We start from the raw sequence: 20,156 nt of genomic DNA, 5'->3' as shown, positions 1-20,156 counted from the left end.
GCCCGAGGCGGATCCGGAGGAACCCGACCGACCTTTGGGGACTGACCATGCGTGTGCTCGGAGTCAACGGCTGGCCCGGTGCCAGCCACGACGGTGCGGCCTGCCTCGTCGTGGACGGCGACGTCATCGCCCTGGCCGAGGAGGAACGCTTCACCCGTCACAAGCACGCCTACGGGGAGGCGCCCCTCAGCGCGGCCGCCTACTGCCTCGCGGAGGGCGGTCTCACCCTGGACGACATCGACGTGGTCGCCCACGGGTGGGACATGCCCACCCTCTTCGCGGACCGCGGCCTGGACTGGTTCGACAGCGACGCCGCCGCCTTGGAGCACCTGCTGCCCAAGGCACTGTTCCCCCGCACCCGTGATCCCCGGCTGACGTTCGTCGGTCACCACATCGCCCACGCCGCCAGCGCCTACCACCTCTCCGGGCGCGACCGCGGAGCGATCCTCGTCCTCGACGGCCAGGGCGAGAACGAGAGCACTACCCTCGCCGTCGGCATCGACGGCGAGATCAAGACACTGCGTGCGCACACTCCGGGCTGGTCGCTCGGCTACTTCTACGCCGCAGTCTGCGAGTACGCCGGCCTCGGGGCCGATGCCGCGGGCAAGATGATGGGCCTGGCCTCCTACGGCACCCCCGGCGACCTCACCTTCGGCGGCGCCTTCGGCTTCACCGACGAGGACTTCACCGTCGGCGTCGTCCCGCCCGATCTGCGCTCCACGGGCAGCACGGACGAGGAGACGGCCACCATCCGGTACTGGCTGGAGCACCTGGAGAAGACGCTCCCCGACGCCCCCAACCGCAGCGCGCGCCGCTTCGACCCCCGCGCCGGCCGCTACACCAAGGTCACCGACCGGGACCCCTTCGAGTACCGCGACGTCGCCGCCACCGCGCAGGCCGCTCTGGAGCGGGCCGTCATGGGCCTGGTCCGCGGGCTCCTCCGGGAGACCGGTGAGACCACGCTCCTGATCGCCGGCGGCGTCGGCTTCAACGCCACCCTCAACGGCAAGATCATGCGGATGCCCGAGGTCGGGGACCTCTTCGTCCAGCCCCTCGCCGGTGACCAGGGCGTCTCGCTCGGTGCGGCGGTCTGGGCCGCCGCCCGGGAGGGCGATCGCATCCGGCCCATGAACGGCTCGGTCGCCTGGGGCCCGCAGTGGTCTCCCGACGAGATCCGCCACGTCCTGGACGCGTCCGGCACCGCCTACACCGAGCCCGCGGACATCGCCGCCGCCACCGCCGAGGTGCTGGCCGCCGGCGGGGTCTCGGGCTGGTTCCAGGGCCGCGCCGAGGGCGGACCCCGTGCGCTGGGGCACCGCAGCATGGTCGCCGTACCCGACCCGGAGTCCACCCGCGACCGGGTCAACGTCCGCATCAAGGACCGTGAGGCGTGGCGCCCGTTCGCCCCCAGCCTGCAGGAAGAGGCTGCCGAGGCCCTCATCGGCACGGCCACCCCGCTGCCGTACATGATCGTCACCACGCCCGTGACCGAGGCCGGCGCCGCGGCCATGCCCGCCGTCGTCCACAGCGACCGCACCACCCGGCCGCAGACCGTCTCCGCCGCGGTCGACCCGCTCTACCACCGCCTCATCGGCGAGGTCGGCCGGCACACCGGCGCCGCCGTCATCATGAACACCTCGTTCAACGGCCGCGACGAACCCGTCGTGTGCAGTCCCCGCGACGCCCTCGCCACCTTCCACCGGCTGCCTCTGGACGCCCTCGCCCTCGGCCCGTTCCTGGTGCGCCGTCCCGCCGGGTCCCTCGGGGAGGCCGGCGCGTGACCGCCCCGGTGCGACCGCCCGCCGCCGACGCGTCCCCGGGGCCCGCCCCGTCCGAAGCGGAGATCCACGCCCGCCTCGTGGACTGGCTCGCCGAAGCGGTCCTGGCTCCCGACGCGGACCCCGCCGCCCCGCTTCGCGACCTCGGCGTGGACTCCCTCGACCTGATCCGCACCGCCCGCCGTATCGAGGCAGCCTTCGGCGTACGGGTGCAGCTGCGCGAGCTGTTCGCCCCCGAGCTGACCACGGTCCGCCTCGCCGCCCTCGTCGCCCGGTGTGCCGCCCTGCGCGGCGGAGCCGCGGCCGCCCGGCCCGGCACCGCCGAGGGCCCGGTCGTCCTCACCCCTTCCCAGGAACAGGCCTGGGAAGAGCAGACGGGCGAGCGCGGCCAGTGGGACCAGGCCCTGCTCTTCACCACACGGCCGGGAATCGACCCCGAAGCGTTCGCCGAGGCCGTCCGGCGGCTGGTCGCCGGTCACGCGTCGCTGCGCCTGGCAGTCGAGGAGCGCCCGGCCCGGCGGCCCCGGCAGCAGACGGCCGCCCTGGCCACCGACGGCCCGCCCGGTTCGGCCCTCGGGGCGGTACTCGACACCGTCGACGTCTCAGAACTCGCCGACGCGGACCTGTCGGCCGCGGTCGCCCTGCGATGTGCGGTCGAGCAGCGCTCCCTGGACCCGCACGCCGGCCGTGTGGCCCGCTTCGTCCGCTTCGACGCAGGCCCGTCCCGTCCCGGCCGGCTGCTGATCGCCGTCCACCAGCTCGCCGTCGACATGGTCTCGTGGTCCGTGATGCTCGCAGACCTGGAGGAGGTGTACACGGCGCTGGAGGAGGGCCGGCGCGACGTGTGGCCGACCGAGGGCACCTCCTACCCACAGTGGGCGCAGGCCCTCGCGGCCCACGCCCGCACCCCCGAGGCGGAAGAGCAGGCGCAGTGGTGGACGGAGGTGACCCGCACCCCTGCCGCCCTGCCGCCGGACCACCCGGTGGCCGACCCGCGGGCCGTGAACACCGCCGCCACCGCGGCCACCCACCGTGAGGAGTTCCCCGCCGACCTCACCGGCCGCCTCCACGCGGCGGCCCGCGCCCACCGCGCCCACCCCGGCGACCTCGTCCTGCACGCCCTGGGGGAGGTGCTGGCCGAACGGCTCGGCGAGCCTGCGGTGCGCGTGGACGTACTGCGCCACGGCCGTGAGGAGACCGTCGGGGACACGCATCTGGCCCGTACCACCGGCTGGTTCACCACCACGGTCCCCGTCCGCCTGGACCTCGCACCCGGCACCCCGGCCGAACGCCTCGCCCGGACCGTGGGCCACCTCGCGGCCCTGCCCGGCGGCGGCGTGGGTCACGGCGCGCTCGCCCGGCACGGCCGGCCGCGGATCGCAGCCGTGCTGCGCGCCGCCACGCCCAGCGACGTCTCGTTCGACTACGAAGGCGACGACGCCGACGCCCTGCCCCTGGGCACGCTCCTGCCGGACGTCGCCCCGGAACCGGTCGGCGACATCACGGCTCCGCACTGGAAGCGCCCACACCCGGTCGAGGTGATCGCCACCACCGAGGACGGGACGCTGCGCGTCGACTGGTGGTACTCCACCGCCCTGCACGAGGAGGTGACCGTGCGCGCGCTCGCCGCCCGCCACCGGGAGGCCCTCGTCACCCTCCTCCAAGCCCTGACCGGGCCCGACGTGCCCGGTGCACCCGAGGCCCCCACCCGCTGAACGCCCTACGGACGGACCGGAAGACACTTGCCATGATCCTGCCCAGCATGCTGGACCCCTTCTTCGCGATCGCCCGCTCGGACCCGGGCCGGCCCGCCGTGGTCGACAACGGGGTGACCGTCGGATACGGCCAACTGGCCCGCTGGGCAGGGGCTGTGGCCGATCTGGTGGCCACCCGCCCCCCGGCGGGCGCCGCGCCGGTGGTGGCCGTCCACGCGCACCACAGCGTCCGCGACATCGCGGCGATCCTCGGCATCCTGGCCGCCGGCCGAGGCTACGTCCCGGTCGCCGACGGGCCGGCCGGCCATGCCGACGAGGCCTTGCGCGCCATCGGCTGCCGGGAGCTGATAGCCACCGCCGAGACCGGCCGGCTGCCCGCCGTCGACCGCGTCCTGCGGCCCAACTGGGGCCGTTCCAAAGCCCCTCTGCCCGAGGTCGGCGCACCCGTGCGGGCGGAGGACCCCGCCTACGTCCTGTTCACCTCGGGCTCCACCGGCGCCCCCAAGGCGGCCGTGGTCCCGCACGGCGCACTGCACGCCGTCCTGCCGCACCTGGGCCGGCAGTACGGCGTCGGGCCCGGCACCGTCGCCCTCAACTTCCACCGGGCGGACGGCGACACCAGCCTGGAGGAGATCCTGCCGACCCTGCTGTCCGGCGGGCTCGTCGTCCTCGACGAGGACAGCGAGGCGGACCTCGACCGTGTCCTGACCGATCACGAGGTCACCCTCGTCAACCTGCCCGTCGACTACTGGCACCTCTACACCGGCCATCTGCTGGACACCGGCCGTGCCCTGCCCGGCTCCGTCGAGACCGTCGTGATCGGCGGTGAGGCCGTCCGGCCCGACATGCTGGAGCGCTGGCGGCGCCTCGGCGCCGACCACGTCGTCCTGCTCAACACCTACGGGTCCACCGAAACCGCGCTGGTCACCCACAGCGCCGTCCTCGCCGGCCCGGGTGCGGCCGCGGCATTCCCCGACGGGGTGCCGATCGGCCGCCCGCTGCCTTCCGTACGGCAGGCCGTGGTGTCCAGGCCCGACGTGCCGCACGGGCCCGGCGAACTCCTCGTGGCCGGACCCCAGCTGGCCACCGGGTACGTCGACGACCCCGAGCGCACCGCCGCCCGGTTCGTCGAAACCGATCCCGGCGGCGGCACCGACCGGTGGTACCGCACCGGGGACCTCGTCACCGAGGACGCCGAGGGTTCGCTCGTCTTCCACGGCCGCATCGACCACCAGGTCAAGATCCGCGGGCATCGTGTGGACCTGCTGGACGTCGAAGGAGCCGTGGGACGGCTTCCGGGCGTGACGGCCGTCGCCGCCGTGGCGCACACCAAAGGCGAACACACGGTCCTGGTCGCCTTCGTGGTCCTCGCGCCCGAGGCGGCGGGGGCATCCGAGGCACCCGACGTACGGGACGTGTCGCGGGAACCGGACGCGGTGGCCGGCGGACCGCGCGCCGACAGCGCCGCCGCGGCGCTGCGCGAGCGGCTGCGGGCCGCCGTCCCCGGCCCCCTCGTGCCCGACCGGATCGTCGCCGTGCCCGAGCTGGTGCACACCCGCACCGGGAAGGTCGACCGCGCGGGCACCCGGGACCGGTACCTGTGACCAACCGACTCTTCGACGCCTCGGTCGCCCCCGCCACCGTCCCCGAGGCGGAGGCCCGCGGCCCCTGGGCCTACCTGTGGTGGCTGGCGCGGATCCGCCCCTGGCCGCTGGTCCTCGCCGCCGTGCTCGGCGCCCTCTGGATGGTCCCCCTGGCACTGATCCCGCTGGTCCTCGGGCGGGCCATCGACGAAGCCGGCCACAACACCGGCCAGGCCGGGCTCTACCTGTGGTCGCTGCTCGCCCTCGGCCTCGGCCTTCTCCAGGCCCTCGCCGGCGCAGGCCTCATCCAGGCCGCCGTCGGCGCCGAGGCCCATGCCCTGTCGGTCACCCACCGGGTGCTGATGCGGCAGGTCGTGCGACTGGGCGCCACCCTGCGCGGCAAGGCCCGTTCGGGGGACGTGGCCGCCTCCGCCACGGCCGACGTGGAGAGCATAGGCAACGCTTTCGAGGTCGTCGGCCGCACCGTCGGGGCGGTCGTCGCCGCCGTAGTGGTGGCCGTGGCCCTCACCCTCACCTCGCCCGTCCTCGGGCTGGCCGTACTCATCGGCGTCCCCGCCGCCGTCCTCGGGATCGGGCCCCTGCTGCGGCCCCTCCAGGAACGCGACGAGGCCCAGCGCGAGCAGATGGGCATTGCCACATCCCAGGCCGGCGACATCGTGGCCGGGCTGCGCATCCTGCGCGGCATCGGCGGCGAAGCCGGCTTCGCCGAGCGCTTCCGCCGTACCAGCCAGCAGGTACGCCGGGCCGGTGAGTCCGCCGGCCGGATGGAGGCCTGGCTCCAGGCAGCCGGAGTCTTCCTGCCGGGACTGGTCACCGTCGGCATCGTCTGGCTCGGGGCCCGCCTCGCGCTGAACGGCACCATCACCGCCGGTGAACTCGTCGCGTTCTACGGTGCCTCCGCCTTCCTCACCCTGCCCGTCAGCACGGCCACCGAAGCCGCCGAGACCCTCAGCCTCGCCAAGGTCGCCGCCGGCCGAGTCTGCAAGCTGCTGCGGCTGGCCCCCGAGACCGTCCGCCCCGCCCATCCCGCTCCGCTGCCGGCCGGCGCCCTCGCACTGGCCGACGCCGACACCGGCATCACCGCCGCGGCAGGCCGCCTCACCGTGGTCACCGCTCCCGCCGACCGTACGGGCGACCTCGCCGACCGCCTCAGCCGCCCCGGTGCCCGCAGCGGTCCCTCGGCCGTCCGCCTCGGCGGCGTGCCCCTGGACCGGGCGGATCCCGACGAGCTGTCCACCCGGCTGCTGCGTTCCGGACCCGCCGACATCCTCTTCAGCGGCACCGTACGGGAGGAGCTGACCGCCGGGTCCGCCCGATCGCGGGAGGCCCTGGACCGGGCCCTGTTCGCCGCCGACGCCACCGACGTCGTCGACTCCCTGCCCGGCGGCCCGGACGCCTGGCTGGACGAGGGAGGCCGCGCCCTGTCGGGCGGCCAGCGCCAGCGGCTGGTCCTCGCCCGCGCCCTGTTCGCGGCACCCGACCTGCTGATCCTGGAGGACCCCACCGCCTCGGTCGACGCCCACACCGAGGCCCGCATCGTCGACCGGGTCGCCGCCCTGCGCGCCGGCCGGACCACGGTGGTCTTCACCGACAGCCCACTGTGGCGAGCCGCCGCCGACCACGTGGTCCGCCTCGAAGCGGAGCCCGCCCCCGGCGGCACCGACCGCTCCGCAGGAGTGCCCTCATGACCACCACCCCCACCCAGGCCCCCCCGGCGGGCCCGGACGCCTCCCCGGACCCCGGACCCACCGAAGGGTCCGGCGGCGGCAGGCTCCCGCTCGCCGACCGGGCCGAGGTCCGCGTCTGGACCCGCGCCTTCCTCCGCGGCGAGGCCCCTCGACTGGCCCTGACCTTCGGGCTGTTCGCCGCGGCTCTCGTGGCGAGCCTGATCGCCCCCCGACTCCTGGGACACCTGGTCGAGTCGGTCAAGGACGGCACCACCACCGGCCACGTCGACGTGCTCGCCCTCGCCTTCGTCGCCATCCTCGTCGGCCATGCCCTCCTCGCCCGAGCCGCCCGCACCCAGGCCACCCTGCTCGGCGAACGCGTCCTCGCCCGCACCCGTGAGAACTTCGTCCGCCGGGTGCTCGGGCTTCCCCTGTCCGAGGTGGAGGCGGTCGGCACGGGCGACCTGCTCAGCCGCGCCACCACCGACGCCGACCGGCTGAACGAGAGCATCCGGCAGGCCGTCCCCCGCATCGCGCTGGCCGCCGTCACCCTGGTCTTCACCTTCGCGGCCATCCTGCTCACCTCACCGCTGCTCGCCCTCGGCCTGCTGGCCGGCGTACCGTTCGCCGTCCTCTCCACCTGGTGGTACCGGCCGCGCGCCACCCGCGCGTACGAGCTCCTCCTCGCGCAGGAGGCCGACGTGCTGGCCGTCACCCACGAGACCACGCGCGGCGCCGCCACCGTCGAGGCCCTCGGGCTCGGACCGCGCCGGCTCCGGCGCCACGGCACGGCTGTCGACCAGGTGGTGCGCACCCGGCAGCGCACCACCTGGCTGCAGACCATCTGGTTCCCGAGCCTGGACCTGGCCACCATGGTCCCGATGGCGCTCACCCTCCTCATCGGCGGACTCGCCTACCAGCGGGGCGAGGTGGGACTGGCGGAGCTGACCGCCGTCGTGCTCTACGTCCAGGCCCTCGGTGAGCCGCTCAACGACCTCCTGACCTGGACCGACGAACTCCAGATCGGCAACGCCGCGCTGCGCCGGATCCTCGGTGTCGAGCGGTTGCCTCGCGAGCAGCCGCAGCCGCCGGCTCCCCTCGACGGCCATGCCATCCGCCTCGAAAAGGTCTGCTTCGGCTACGGACCGGGCCGCGAGGTCCTCACCGGCATCGACCTCGACATCGCCGCCGGCGAACGTCTGGTGGTCGTCGGTGCCTCCGGCGCGGGCAAATCCACCCTCGGCAAGCTGCTCGCGGGCGTACACCACGCCACCCGGGGGACCGTGCGGATCGGCGGCGCCGACGTCGCCGGCCTGCCGGTGGGCCAGCTGAGGCGGGAGATCGTGCTCGTCACCCAGGAACAGCACGTGTTCACCGGCACGGTACGGGACAACCTGCTGCTGGCCGGCGGCGCCGAGGACCCTGCCGAGGACGGCACCGGGGCGAGTGCGGCGGACGCGCAGCTGTGGGAGGCACTGGACACCGTCCTCCTCGCGGACTGGGCACGGTCCCTGCCCGACGGCCTGGACAGCGAGATCGGCCCGGGCGCGGCCCCGGTGTCCCCCTCGCACGCCCAGCAACTGGCCCTCGCCAGGCTGCTGCTGTCGGACCCGTACGCGCTGGTCCTCGACGAGGCCACGGCCCTGCTGGATTCCACGGCGTCGCGCCGGGTCGAACGCTCGCTCGCCGCGCTGATCGAGGGCCGTACGGTCATCTCGATCGTGCACCGCCTGGACACCGTGCGCGACGCGGACCGGATCGCGGTCATGGACGGCGGACGGATCGTCGAGCTCGGCAGCCACGACGAACTCCTGGCGGCTGACGGGGCCTATGCCGCCCTGTGGCACTCCTGGGATTCGGCACGCCACGCCTGAGCGGGCGTCCATGCAGGTCACAGGGGTGCCACGGGGCCCCAGACCGGCAGCCGCCCAGCAGGCGACCGGACGGGGTTCCGTGGATGCCGACGTACGGGCGTGACGGCTCCTCGCCATGGAGTGGGACGGCAGGGGGCTGCCACTGACTCAGCGGTCGTGGAGCTCGGACGACAGGTGCTTGAGCTGCAACACGGGCCGTTGAAGTGACGGGTCGACGGAGGAGTAGAGGTTGACCCGGAAGGCCCAGGCCCCGCCCTCCGTCGCGGGCTGCTCGCGCTCGCTCCACTCGACGAGTGCCTGTGTGAGCGTCGGGACGGTTGCCGTGGTGTACGTGCCCACGGTCGACTGGACGACCGGCAGCAGCGCCGAGACCGGCGGCTCGCCGGCGACGAGGGTGTACTCGTACCGCGCGCCGATCGCGATCGTCCGGTCGGACGGGTCGCCGTCGAAGACTTCGTCGAACAACGGCGCGAGCGGATTGTGGTCGCGCGGATCCCAGGGGCCGATGGCGATGGCGCTGGTGATGTCGATGAACGGCACGACCGGCTGGGGGTGGCCGACCTCCGGCGTCCGGTAGACGAAGGACCGCGCGGTGTCCGGCCACCCCTCGCCGAGAAGCCGCGCGTTGCGGGTGACCCGGGCACTGGCCGACGCACTCTGGTACGCGGCGATGTGGACGCGCGGGAAGGTGACCTCGAAGGTGAGCAGCGTGAAGGCCTCGACCGCCTGGAGCGCAAACGCGTAGCACCGGCAGTGGTCGGCGTCGATGCACCCGCACGCCCCGGGATCGCAGGGCGTGAGCTCGTGGCGCTCACCGGCCGCCGTGACACACACGATCTTCTCCGGCCAGCCCGTCCCACCCGGGCCGGACTCCAGCGTGCGGGTCAGCCGCAGCGTCGTGTACCAGCCGTTCTCGGCGTCGAGACCGAGCGCGTACCGGTAGACGTCCGGAACCGGCCCCCCGGCCGCGACGGGGGCCACCAGGACGGGCGCGGGACCATCTGCCCAGTGCGCGGTCCAGGCCTGCGCGACAGCGGCGGCGAGCGTCCGGTACGTGCCCAGCGCGTTGCTCATGGCGGTGCGCTTGTCGGGGTCGGCTGCCTCCCAGTCGGGTAGCCCGGCGAGCAGGCCGAGCAGCGGAGCGGACACCGCGGTGTACTGCGCCAGGGCACCGAACAGGTCGTCTGCCGGTGCCACGGCGGGCGCGCGGGTCGACTGGTTGTACGTGACCTGGAGTTCGACGGTGTCCTGCTCGGCCGACTGATGCTGCACCGAACACCGGTACCGCCAGTGCAGCGCGTCGCCGAGCCCGGCGTCCGGGGTGGGCACGTCGGCGTGCTGGTCGAGCAGGATCGGCATCGGAGGGTACGCGCGCAGCGGGATCGGTACGCGCGGAGCCCCGAGGCCGAAGTCCAGGGCGGGCGGTGAGCCGGAGGCGAGCGGCGCGACGAAGGTGAGCCAGTCGGACCGGTCGTAGCCTTCGACCTCCCGCTCGATCCCGAACTCGAGCTCGACGCCCGCGAAGTCGAGGGTGAGGTCGAGCGCGGCGTGCTCGGCCACGTCGGGGACGCTGATCAGGAAACTGATCTGCGAGTCGCCGTCGGCGAGTGAGACCTTGCCGTTCGACACCGTCGCGGTCCGCAGGTGTGCGGGGACGTCCCGGTAGTCGACGACCGGGTTGCCGGACAGCCGCGCGTACGGGTCGGCCCACGGGGACGCCGCACTGGTGTCGTACTGGACCACGGCCGAGGTCGCGTAGCCGCGGGTCAGCGAGACGAGCAGCTCCTGACGCAGCCGTTCGACGGCCGCCGCGCGCTTGGGATCGGATCCGGCGTCCGGCCCCTCCCCGGCGAGGACGTAGTCCAGGCCCGCCGCGACAGCACCGGCGAGTGTCTTCTTGATGCCGATGATCCCGTCGAGCACGTCCCGGCCCAGCTCGTAGGCACCTTGGACGTACGCGGCCGACAGCAGCAGCTCCACGTCCGCGAGGAACCCCTGGGCCCAGAGTTCGAGGTCGATGCCCTGGTAGTCGCGGGTCTGCCCCTCCGTCAGCAGCCCGGTCCGGACGTCGAACCCGGGGGTGTACACGTGCTGCCGTGCGATGAGCGTGGTGGCGAGCGGGCGGATCGCGAAGGTGCGCGGCTGCCTGGTGCCGGCGACCTCGATCGGGGGCTCGATGCTGACGCTCTCGATGCCACCCGTGCCGAAGACGACTGCCCAGACATCGGTGGCGGATGTGCCGCCCGGCGCCGTCGCCACCCGCAGGGCCGGCACCGCGCGCTGGACCTGCTCGGCGAACGCCGCCAGGGTGAGCGCATCGCTTTGGGCGGGGTCCGTGCTGCGGCCGACGGGGACGGCGGTCGCCTCGCGCGTCGCGGTCGCGGCGAGCGCCGGGTCGACCAGTGCGGGTTCGCGGAAGAGGTCCAGCGCCACGGTGACCGGGAAGACGGGTTCGGGGAACGACCACTGGACGCCGTCCGGCGTCGACCTGCCGAGCCGGCCGGTGAGGCGGGCGGTGGCCGGCGGGACGACCACGCGCGCGCCGGGCCGCAGGAATCCGGTGTCGGCGTTCGCCGCGACGATGGCCTCGACGCCGGTCGTCACACCCCGACGACGGAACCTCGCGACCACGGCGGTCAGCGTGTCGCAGGCCGCGATGGTCTCGGTGGGCGCGGTGCCGTCCGCGCCCGGCTGCTGCCCGCGCAGCACCTGCCCGGGCAGCAGCAGGCCCGGCGTGCCGGCGTTCGCGGCGAGCAGCGCGACCGGGGTGACGCCGAACGGCCGGGCGGCCTCCTGCGGCGTCACTCCGCCTGCTGCGGGCTGCGCGGGGAGCACGCCGGGCGGGCAGACCAGCAGCGCTCCGGGCGCGAGCACGCCGGTCCGCTCGCCGATCGCCGCAGCGAGTGCGGCGAGGCCGACCGGCGGGCTGAACAGGGCGCAGACCTCGGCGAACGAGGCGGGCGCCGCCGTCGTCACCGACTCGGTGCCGACCGTGATGGTGACGTCGGACGGGACGGTCTGCGGCATCAGGGCGTTGACCTCGCATAGGTCGGCACCGGGGAAGCGTGCGGCGATGGCGTCGAGCGAGTCGCCCTCGCGCACGGTGTACGGCACCCGCAGAGCGACGGGGTCCGAAGGCCACGCCCACATCCCGGGCACGACCGGGGGAGAACCGGTCGAGAGGGCGACCGGGCCGTTGTGCCGCAACAGCGCGCCGGGCGTGGTGGCGTTCACCGCGGCGAAGTGCTCAAGGGTGTCGCCCGCCGGTACGGGCGTCGGCGCGGTGGTGAGGAACACCGGGGTGCCCGGGGTGAAGAGACCGACGGTCGTGGTGTTCAGCCCCGCGAGCCGGTCGGGTGTGAGGCCTGCCCGGTTGTCGCGCAGGGTGTCGCCGCTCGCGACGAGGTAGCCCGTGACCTCAAGGGCCGCGCCCGCACGGAACATGCCCGGCTTCTCGGCGTTCAGCGACACCACCTGCGCGGCGTCGAAGGGGACACCGAGGTCCCGGAACGCCGACTCGACGCCCGCCAGTGTCGCTTCGCTGGCCGGCCGTTCGAAGGAGACCTGGACCTTGACACCGTTGCAGTCGAAGACGAACCCCGGGGTGAGCAGCCCCGGACGGTCCTGATTGGCCGTCACGAGCGTCCTGAGGGTGCAGCGCAGCGCCGCCGCGAGCTGATCGGCCGGCGGCGACTCGGGCGGCACCACCGCGTCGCGCGGCGGGGTGACGAGCTCGACGGACGGGTTGAGCGGCAGCACGGTGTTGTCCTCGTCGAGCAGCACCCGCTCCGGGTCGAGGGAGGGGTCGACCGCGTCGCACAACCCGGCGATCGTGTCCTGGTTACGGAACGCCGCGCTCACCGGTACCGCCAGTTCGTCGGCGTCGAGCATGGCGCTGATGGCCGTGCCCGCGTTCGCCGTGCCCAGCTCGTCGAAGCCGACGCCATAGGCAGTGCAGAGGCCGTCGAGGGTCGCGGCGTCGGTGGCGGGTGCGGAAGCGATCTTCGCGAGCGAGCCGAGCAGCGCGTGGGCACCGATGACGTACCGGCCCAGCACGGCCACGTCGACGGGGAGCGGGGTGGGCTCCGATCCGGGATCCTGCTGGAGCGAGGTGAGCAGCGCGGCCCGGACGTCGGGCTGGGTGACCTGGTAGTAGACCGGCACCAGACGGTCCCGGTCGCGCGTCGCCGCGTCGGCGGCCGCACTGCCGGGGTCGGCCGCGCCCGGCTGGTAGGTGACGGCCTGGAGGTCGACGGCGACGGCGAGGTCCGCCAGGACGCCCGACCGCTCGACGGTGTAGTGGAGGGTGGTCGACGGCCAGGCGCCGACGCCGATGACCGGGTCGGTGTAGCGGACGGGCACGGGAGTCTGGCTCGCACTGCCCGACCGGTTGCCGAAAACATCCTGGAAGCACACCGAGACCCGGCTCTTCGCGCCGGCGGTGACGCCGGCGTACGGGTTGCCCACGGAGGGCGGTGCCGTGGGCACGGCCGGGGCGTGCCGCACGGCGAACCGGCTGATGTCGACGATCCGGGTCAGGTCCCAGACCTCTTCGGCAGCCTCGCTCGCCTCCAGGAACCCGAGTTCGTCGGTACCGTCCGCAGGCTTCGGTGACACCGCCCGGCCCTCGCCGCTGCCGCGGAAGTCCGTCGTCGGGTCCAGCTGGAAACCGAGCAGCCCGTACAGGCGGCGCAACCGGCCCTGCGGGGTGTCGTCGGCCAGCGGGTTGGCGAACCGCGCGGTGAACCCGACCTGACCGGGCTCGACCGAGGCGACGGGCCGCAGCTCGCGCGGGTTGACCGCACGCGCGGCGAGCGCGACCGACGCCGGATCCACCCCGTCGCCGACCACCGCGACGTTGGTGAATGCGAACAGGTGCCGGTCCGGTGAGGCACCGCACTGCGACGAGAGCTGCACCAGCAGCGACAGCTGGGCGAGCCCGTCCTGGTCGAAGACCGAGTCGGGAACTTTGCCGCGGTACTGCATCCAGTAGCCGCCACCGCCCACGACGCTGCACTCCCACAGCAGCGTCAGGAACCGCTCGCAGTCGGAGATGGCCGCGAAATGCTGTCCCGCGGTGGCGCTTTCGGCCGTGGGGCCGCTGCGCGTCTCGGTGGACAGGTTCGTCTGGACGATGAAGGTCCGGTCGGCGACGAGTGGTGTCGAGGTCAGACCCGGGCTGAGGCCGGGTGACGGCGGAAGCTGCCAGAGCAGGGTGAGCAGCGGGCGCTCGCCGGGCGGCGCCGGCGGGAAGGCGCCGGTCGCCGGCTTCTCGGGGATGCTCCGCAGGTACTCCAGGAGCTGCGCGATCCGCTGCCGGTCGGCGGTGTCCGCGCCGAGCACCTCGACCGTCCCCGCGAGGCCCGGAACGCGGCGGACGGTGAACGAGACCAGGGTCGCCCACGCGTAGCAGCCGAGCTCCGTGTAGCGGGCGTCCGCGCCGGTCTGTGGTGTCGTCTGCTCCAGCAGGAACTCCGAGCCGCTGCGGTCGGACCCGGCGCGCGCGATCAGGTCGTTCGGCAGCGGCCACAGCGAGGGCGGGCCGGAGGGCTCGGCGGGCAGGTGGACGGTGGTGGTCGTCTGCCACGGGATCACCTGCGTGACGGTGTGGCGCGCGCCGATCTCGTGGGAAAGCGGCAGGGCCGTGAGCGGGCTTTCGACGACGGGCACCAGTCCGGTCGCCGGGTACTTCTCCCGCAGGTCGGCGGCGGTGATCGAGATGACCGCGTTGTCGGCCTCGACGGCGTCGAGCCGGATCACGCCGTCGTGTACGGCCGAGTCGGCGAAGGTCAGCCAGTCGGCGGGCTGAGCCTTGTCGACGGTGATGGTCACGATCGGGTCCTCGGATCCGGCCGGGGGTGGCGGCGGGCCGGTGACCTGCTGGCCGATCAGCTCGTAGCCACCGGTCATCGGCCCGGTGGCGTGGTACGCGCCGTCGCCCCGGACCGGCGCGGGCAGACGCAGCCCGCCCAGCGCGAACCGCGCGACCTGGCCGCTCACGGTGGACATCGCAGGGCCGTCGTGCATCGCGGCGATGAGTTCGTCCACGGCCATCACGGGCACGTCGGGCACGGTGAGCCGCGGCTTGGGCCGGGCGGCCAGCACGCCCGTGTCGTAGGCCATCCGCTCGGCGAGGTCCGCGAGTGCGAGCCCGTACCGCTGGGCCAGCGTCAGCAGGGTGAGACCGGAGGCCGTCGTGCCGACCGCGCCCGGCACCTCGACGGTGACCAGCGGTGCGAGCGCGTCCGCGGCGGCGGCGTAGGTGTCGAACCGATCCCTGGGCAGCAGGAGCCGGTCCTGGAGCGTGCGGAGCGTGTCGTTCGGCTGGACCACGGCCGCGGCGTCGGCCGGAAGGCGGACGCCCTCCGGGTCCACCGGCGCGTTCGCCGTGCGGACCGCCTCCAGCCAGTCGGCGAACGGCGTGCCGGGCACGACGTTCTGGATCAGTGCGGCGTACGCGGCGACATCGAGGACGGTGTCACCCGGCAGGGTGGTCCAGGTGGTGGTGGCGGTGCTCTGGTAGGCGTCGGGCACCTTGAGGGTCGGGGGCAGCGGTCGCGCCGGGTTGCCGTTGAGCCGCTCGATCGCCTGCTGGTACCAGCAGGCGAGCGGCACCTCGTTCGGCTGCGTCAGCCCGAGCCGGACGTAGAAGACCGCCGCGGTGTCGTCGACGGACAGCCCGGCGTGCACGAACCCCGGCAGCGGCACGGTCGCGCCGGCGCGCAGCAGCGGGGTGGCGTCGCGCAGGTGGTCGAGCAGTGCGGTCGGGTCGGCCTGGTAGGCGTGTGCCAGTCGACCGAGCGACTGGCCCGCGCCGATCTGCACCGGCAGCGTGCCCAGGGTGACCGGGACGTCCGCGGCGACGGGCCAGTCGGGGTTGGCGACGGCGATCGACTGCGCCGTGACGCCGAGCACGACCGTGAGCGTGTCGCCGGCCTGCGCGGCGGTCAGCCGGTCCGGCAGGCCCGGGTTCAGCGCCAGCAGCTCGGCCGCCGAGACGCCGAGGGACGAGGCGAGGTGGTCCGCGCTGTCCCGGGCGGCGACTTCGTACGACGTGGTGGCCGTCCCGAAGCTCGCCGCGATGGAGTGGAGCGAGTCCTTCTCCTGCACCTCGTGGGGGAACGTGGTCAGCAGGTTCACGGCGGCCTGCGCGGCGGCGCGCGCGACCATGCGCAGGTAGTCGCGCAGCACGAACGTCGCCATGGACTCGCCGGGTTCGTCCGCCACGGCGGGGGAGGCGGCGCGGTCGCCGGGCGGGACCGGGTCGAGCTCGGCGAAGTACGCGATGGCCTCGGCCTCGTACGTCGCGTCGATCTGCCGGTAGGTCGCGAAGTCGCGGTCCCGGTCGGCCGGGTCGGGCAGGCCGGTCGAGGTCCACTTCAGCACCGGGATCATCGGGAACGGCGTCCCGGAGATGTCGTCGGGCGTGTCACCCGCCGGGGTGCCACTGATCCGGAGGTGGATGTTGTTGGTGAGGAAACCCTGGATGTTGGCCCAGGTGAAACCGTCGTCCTCGGCCTCGTCCAGGGCCAACTGCTCGACCAGCTGCATCAGTTCGTCGAGCGTGACCGTCGGCGAGGAGACGCCGAGCGCGTCGAGGGACCAGCGCAGCAGGCCGTCGGCGAGCAGGTTGAACGACGTGTCGGCGGCTGTGTCCGCGCGCGGGTTGCGCGACACGTCGGGCCGCTCGGTGTGGGCGATGGTGACCGCGTCCACCGGGACGGCGTTGTCGGCGAGCAGCATGACGACGAGGCGGTAGTCGGGCTCGTCGTTCGACGGCGGTGTGCGGCCGGTCCAGTCGACCGGGACGTTGGCGATGGTGTAGGCGGGGACGAGCGTGAGGTGCGCGGTCCTCGGCCGGCCGTCGGGGAAGACGTGCAGGTCCGGGTCGAAGTGCAGCCGGTACGGCGGCTGTGCCGCTGCCGCGAACGCGGCGCGTGCCCTCCGGGCCGTGAGGCCGCGGCGGGCGACGCCGGGGGCGAGCCGCCACGGCGGCGTGCTGTCGGAGCCGATCGTGAACGAGGTCTCCAGCGTCAGGGAGAACGAGAACGACACCGTGATGAAGAGGATCTTCACGCTGGCGCTGGCCCGCACCGAGAGCTTCAGCGCCACGACGGTCGCCCGGTACGCAGCGAGTTCGACGGTTGCCATCGCGGAGATCTGCAGGTTGAGGTCGAGCCGGACGACCTTGAAGTCGACCGTCGCGTACAGCCGGCCGACGATGCCGACCGTGCCCCGGCACGCGTAGTAGAGCTCGCTGCTCCCGCCGTCCTCGTCCGGGTGGAACCACGCCAGCACGCCCTCGAAGATCACCACGAGGTTGACGTACATCTCGGCCTGGAGTGGCCCGCGTTGGAAGGTGCGTCCGACACCGATGGACAGGCCGACACCGAGTTCGAGGACCGGGCTGAACGTCCCGTCGGTGATGCGCGGAACCCGGCTGGAGGTGGCGCCGTTCAGCACGCCGAAGTAGATGCCGCCCCGGCCGTTGAAGATGCCGGCCTCGATCGCGAACGAGTTGGTGAAGTCGCGATGTGCCGGAAATCCGAGGTCGATCCGGAAGTTGCCGTTGGTGAAGATGTCCACGGTGATCACGCCGAGGGTCACGGACACCGCGCCGAACTGCAACTGCCGGTAGGCGTCCGGGATCTGCAGCTGGGCGTGGAAGACGCCGATGTCGTCGGTGACCTTCTTGTACAGCAGCTCGAAGCTCAGCCCGGCGAGCGAGCCGGCCCGCGGACCGCTCAGCGCCAGCAGGATTCCGTACAGGTCCGGGTCGTGCATCACCAGCTTGACCGCGACCGTGTCCATGAAGGTGGCATCGATACCGAACAGCCACTGGCTGGACGCGTCGAACACCATCGTCGCCGGGTCGATCGGCGGCTTGCCGGCTGCGGGACTGACCGGTCGCATCGCCGCGACCATCGCGTCGACCACGGCGGAGATGCTGGTGTACCGGGTGAGGTTCTTCGGCGAGACGTGCTGACCCAGGCCCAGGTAGCGCAGCGAGAACAGCTTCTGTCCCAGGCCGGCTGGTTGGGGTGGTGCCTGGGTGAGCGGATCCCATGTCAGCGGCTTGGCGGTGCTGTCCCCGAGCAGTTGGGCGTCGAGCGCGATGTTCACCGCGGGGCTTCCGGTCGATCGGTCGTAACTCAGACCGATGGACTGGATCTTGACGAATCCGAGGTCCAGCTTCAGGTCGTGCTTGACGGTGACCCTCTGCTTGGTCGGGTCGATGGTCAGTTCCAGACCGGTGAGGTTGATGCTGTTGAGGAAGTCCCAGGGCGGATCGAGCCGGAACGTCGCGTTCGGGTTGGCCAGCGAGACGAGGGACGTGACCAGCTCGCCGAGCGTGCCGGTGAGGCGGAGGGTGAGGATCTGGTGCCGGTCGGTCCCCTCGCCGGTCCAGGACGTCGCGGCACCCAAGGAGAGTTCGCCGTAGGCGACTTCGAAGGTGTAGTCCTTGCCCGCGTCGGTGACCGACACCGAGGCGGTGATCTCCAGCTTGTTGAGCGTGAAGCTTCCGGAGAGGCTTCCGGTCAGCACCGTCAGCGGGTCCACGAGCGAGGTGCCGCGAAGGGCGATCGCCAGGTGCTCGTCAGCGGGCGAGGCGCGCAGGCCGCGCTCGATGTCGGCAGTCAGCAGCAGCCGCAGGGACATACCGAGCAGCGTCTCGCCGACCGTCGTCCGAAGGGTGCCGGAGGCGGCGTACGGGTAGCCGGGTGCCGTACTGAACCGGACGCCGAGGTCGGCGAGTTCGATCTGGATCTGGTTCACCCACGGGGCCGGCTTCTGGCCCAGCAGGCCGTAGACCAGACGCGGGAGGTCGACGGCGCCGGCCATCATGGCACTGAAGACCCAGGAACCGTCGCCCGGGTACTCCGCCTGAGCCAGCAGCTCGATCGGCGCAGCGTCCGGAACCGCGATCTCGCCCTTGCCGATCACCCGGCCGGAGACGCTGTTCTGCGACACCTGGACCTGCATCTGCAACCCGATCAGCGCAAGGGTGACGTTGCCGGCCTTGATGGGCCAGTCGCCGCTGACGGCCAGCGCGGCCGAGTACTCGTGGCGCAGCAGCGAGGCGTAGACGTTCAGTGAATCGCAGGTCAGACCGGGGCCCACGGGTGGTCCGGCACCGCCGAAGAAGGCGCGGAACACCTCGGAGATCGGGATGTCGAACGGCTCCTTGGTGGTCGCCGTGAACGCCAGCTCGGGCAGCGTCAGTTGGACGGCCACCACGATGTCGTCCAGGCCGGCTCCCGGCGGGCCGCCACGTTCCGCCGCCACGACGTACGGCCCCGCGGCGCCCAGCGAGGAGCGGTTCTTCTCGCCGAACCGCATCGTTCCGAAGACCGCACCGGTGACCAGCGTCCGGCCGGCCGGATCGAAGCTGAACACCCAGTTGGTGCCGACCTGCTCGATGGTCAGGAAGGGCACCGGTGGGTCCCACGGCTGCTTCGACTCGATGCGGACCGTGGTGTACGACAGGCCGGTGCCGGTGCCGGTGCCGGTGCCGGTGCCGGTTCCGGGGTCGGGGTTGCCGGACGACGGCACGATGCCGAAGCCGAGGCTCTTCAGGCCGAACACGTCGATCGGCGCGATGCCACTGGGCAGCGTGAAGTCCGTGCCCTCTGCGCCGGTCATCGCGATCAGCGCCTGAACTCCCTGTTCCAGCCCGAGCGGGGTGGCGAAATCGATGGACAGCGGCCAGACGTGGTCTCCGAAGACCAGCGGGCCGCTGATGGTGACGGTCTCCTCCGGCTTAGTCGGCAAGGTGACGTCGGCGAACATCAGGACCGCCGAGCGGCGCGCCCCCGCGGCGGGCAGTGGGCACGGGTCCGGGTAGTCCGTGGTCAGCATCAGACCGACCGCGGAGACGTCCAACTGGGCGAGTTGCAGGCGCACGCCCGGCGCCACGGCACGCAGGTCCAGTACCGGTGGCCCGTCGGCCGGGAACGTCACGGAACCGTCGACGTAGAGCCGGTCGCCCAGGAAGGCGGCGTACCCGGCGAGGATGTCGCTGCCGGGCACCGAGACACTGCCGCGCATCAGCAGGGTGCCGGACAGCCGTGGTTGCGTGCCGGTCGGCACGTTCGTGGCCGTGACTGCGGGCTGCTCCATGACGAGCGGGCCGAGCACGCAGGCCCCGAGGATCAGTCCGCCGGTGGTGCCCTGGGCGGGACGGCGGCTGCCCGGCAGTTCGCCGAACGCATCCTCGAACGTCCAGGTCGTGGTCCCCGTCGTGCTGCCGAGTTCGAGCCTCAGGGCCGCCACGTCGGTCCCGGGCTGTGCAGACCCGGTGAGCCGCAGGGTCCACGGAGTGTTGAGGTACTCCGTGGTGGCCGTCAGCCAGACGCTGTCCGGCCCCATGGACACCTGGCCGCCACCGACCTCGAGCTGGTCGACGCCGAGCGAACCCAGCAGACCGGAGAGCCCGGTGGGTGCGTCGCCGCGGAGCCGGCCGGACGATGCGGCGTTTCGGAACGCGTCGTAGATGCCGTCGAGTGACATATGGCCT

Annotated in this window: 6 protein-coding genes; 5 read left to right on the top strand and 1 reads right to left on the bottom strand. The window is 73.1% G+C overall.

Annotated features, from left to right (window positions below; all coding sequences use genetic code 11):
• Positions 1 to 47: 47 nt before the first annotated feature.
• From ACFWFZ_RS11890 to ACFWFZ_RS11870, 5 genes are read left to right on the top strand one after another with little or no spacing between them, the layout of a single operon-like run.
• Positions 48 to 1,781: a carbamoyltransferase gene (locus ACFWFZ_RS11890; protein ID WP_387120306.1), complete on the top strand. Its 1,734-nt coding sequence runs from the start codon at positions 48 to 50 to the stop codon at positions 1,779 to 1,781.
• Positions 1,778 to 3,493: a condensation domain-containing protein gene (locus ACFWFZ_RS11885; protein ID WP_387120303.1), complete on the top strand. Its 1,716-nt coding sequence runs from the start codon at positions 1,778 to 1,780 to the stop codon at positions 3,491 to 3,493. Before ACFWFZ_RS11890 ends, ACFWFZ_RS11885 begins: the two co-directional genes overlap by 4 nt.
• 32 nt (positions 3,494 to 3,525) lie before the next feature.
• The gene (locus ACFWFZ_RS11880) at positions 3,526 to 5,097 is read left to right on the top strand and encodes an AMP-binding protein (RefSeq protein ID WP_387120300.1); all 1,572 of its coding nucleotides are present in this window, start codon (positions 3,526 to 3,528) and stop codon (positions 5,095 to 5,097) included.
• The gene (locus ACFWFZ_RS11875) at positions 5,094 to 6,785 is read left to right on the top strand and encodes an ABC transporter transmembrane domain-containing protein (protein WP_387120297.1); all 1,692 of its coding nucleotides are present in this window, start codon (positions 5,094 to 5,096) and stop codon (positions 6,783 to 6,785) included. The genes ACFWFZ_RS11880 and ACFWFZ_RS11875 overlap by 4 nt, the downstream gene beginning before the upstream one ends.
• Positions 6,782 to 8,638 carry an ABC transporter ATP-binding protein gene (locus ACFWFZ_RS11870; protein WP_387120294.1) on the top strand — a complete coding sequence of 619 codons (1,857 nt, stop codon included), beginning with the start codon at positions 6,782 to 6,784 and terminating at the stop codon, positions 8,636 to 8,638. The genes ACFWFZ_RS11875 and ACFWFZ_RS11870 overlap by 4 nt, the downstream gene beginning before the upstream one ends.
• Positions 8,639 to 8,785: 147 nt before the next feature.
• On the opposite strand, the gene ACFWFZ_RS11865 is transcribed toward ACFWFZ_RS11870, so the two are convergent.
• The gene (locus ACFWFZ_RS11865) at positions 8,786 to 20,149 is read right to left on the bottom strand and encodes a LysM peptidoglycan-binding domain-containing protein (RefSeq protein ID WP_387120291.1); all 11,364 of its coding nucleotides are present in this window, start codon (positions 20,147 to 20,149) and stop codon (positions 8,786 to 8,788) included.
• Between the last annotated feature and the right edge of the window lie 7 nt (positions 20,150 to 20,156).

Origin of the sequence: Streptomyces sp. NPDC060232 (assembly GCF_042726555.1) — a bacterium.
In the GTDB taxonomy this organism is placed as follows: Bacteria; Actinomycetota; Actinomycetes; order Streptomycetales; family Streptomycetaceae; genus Streptomyces.
The sequence above is the reverse complement of the archived record's forward strand: the minus strand, read 5'-3'. Positions and strand labels throughout refer to the sequence as shown.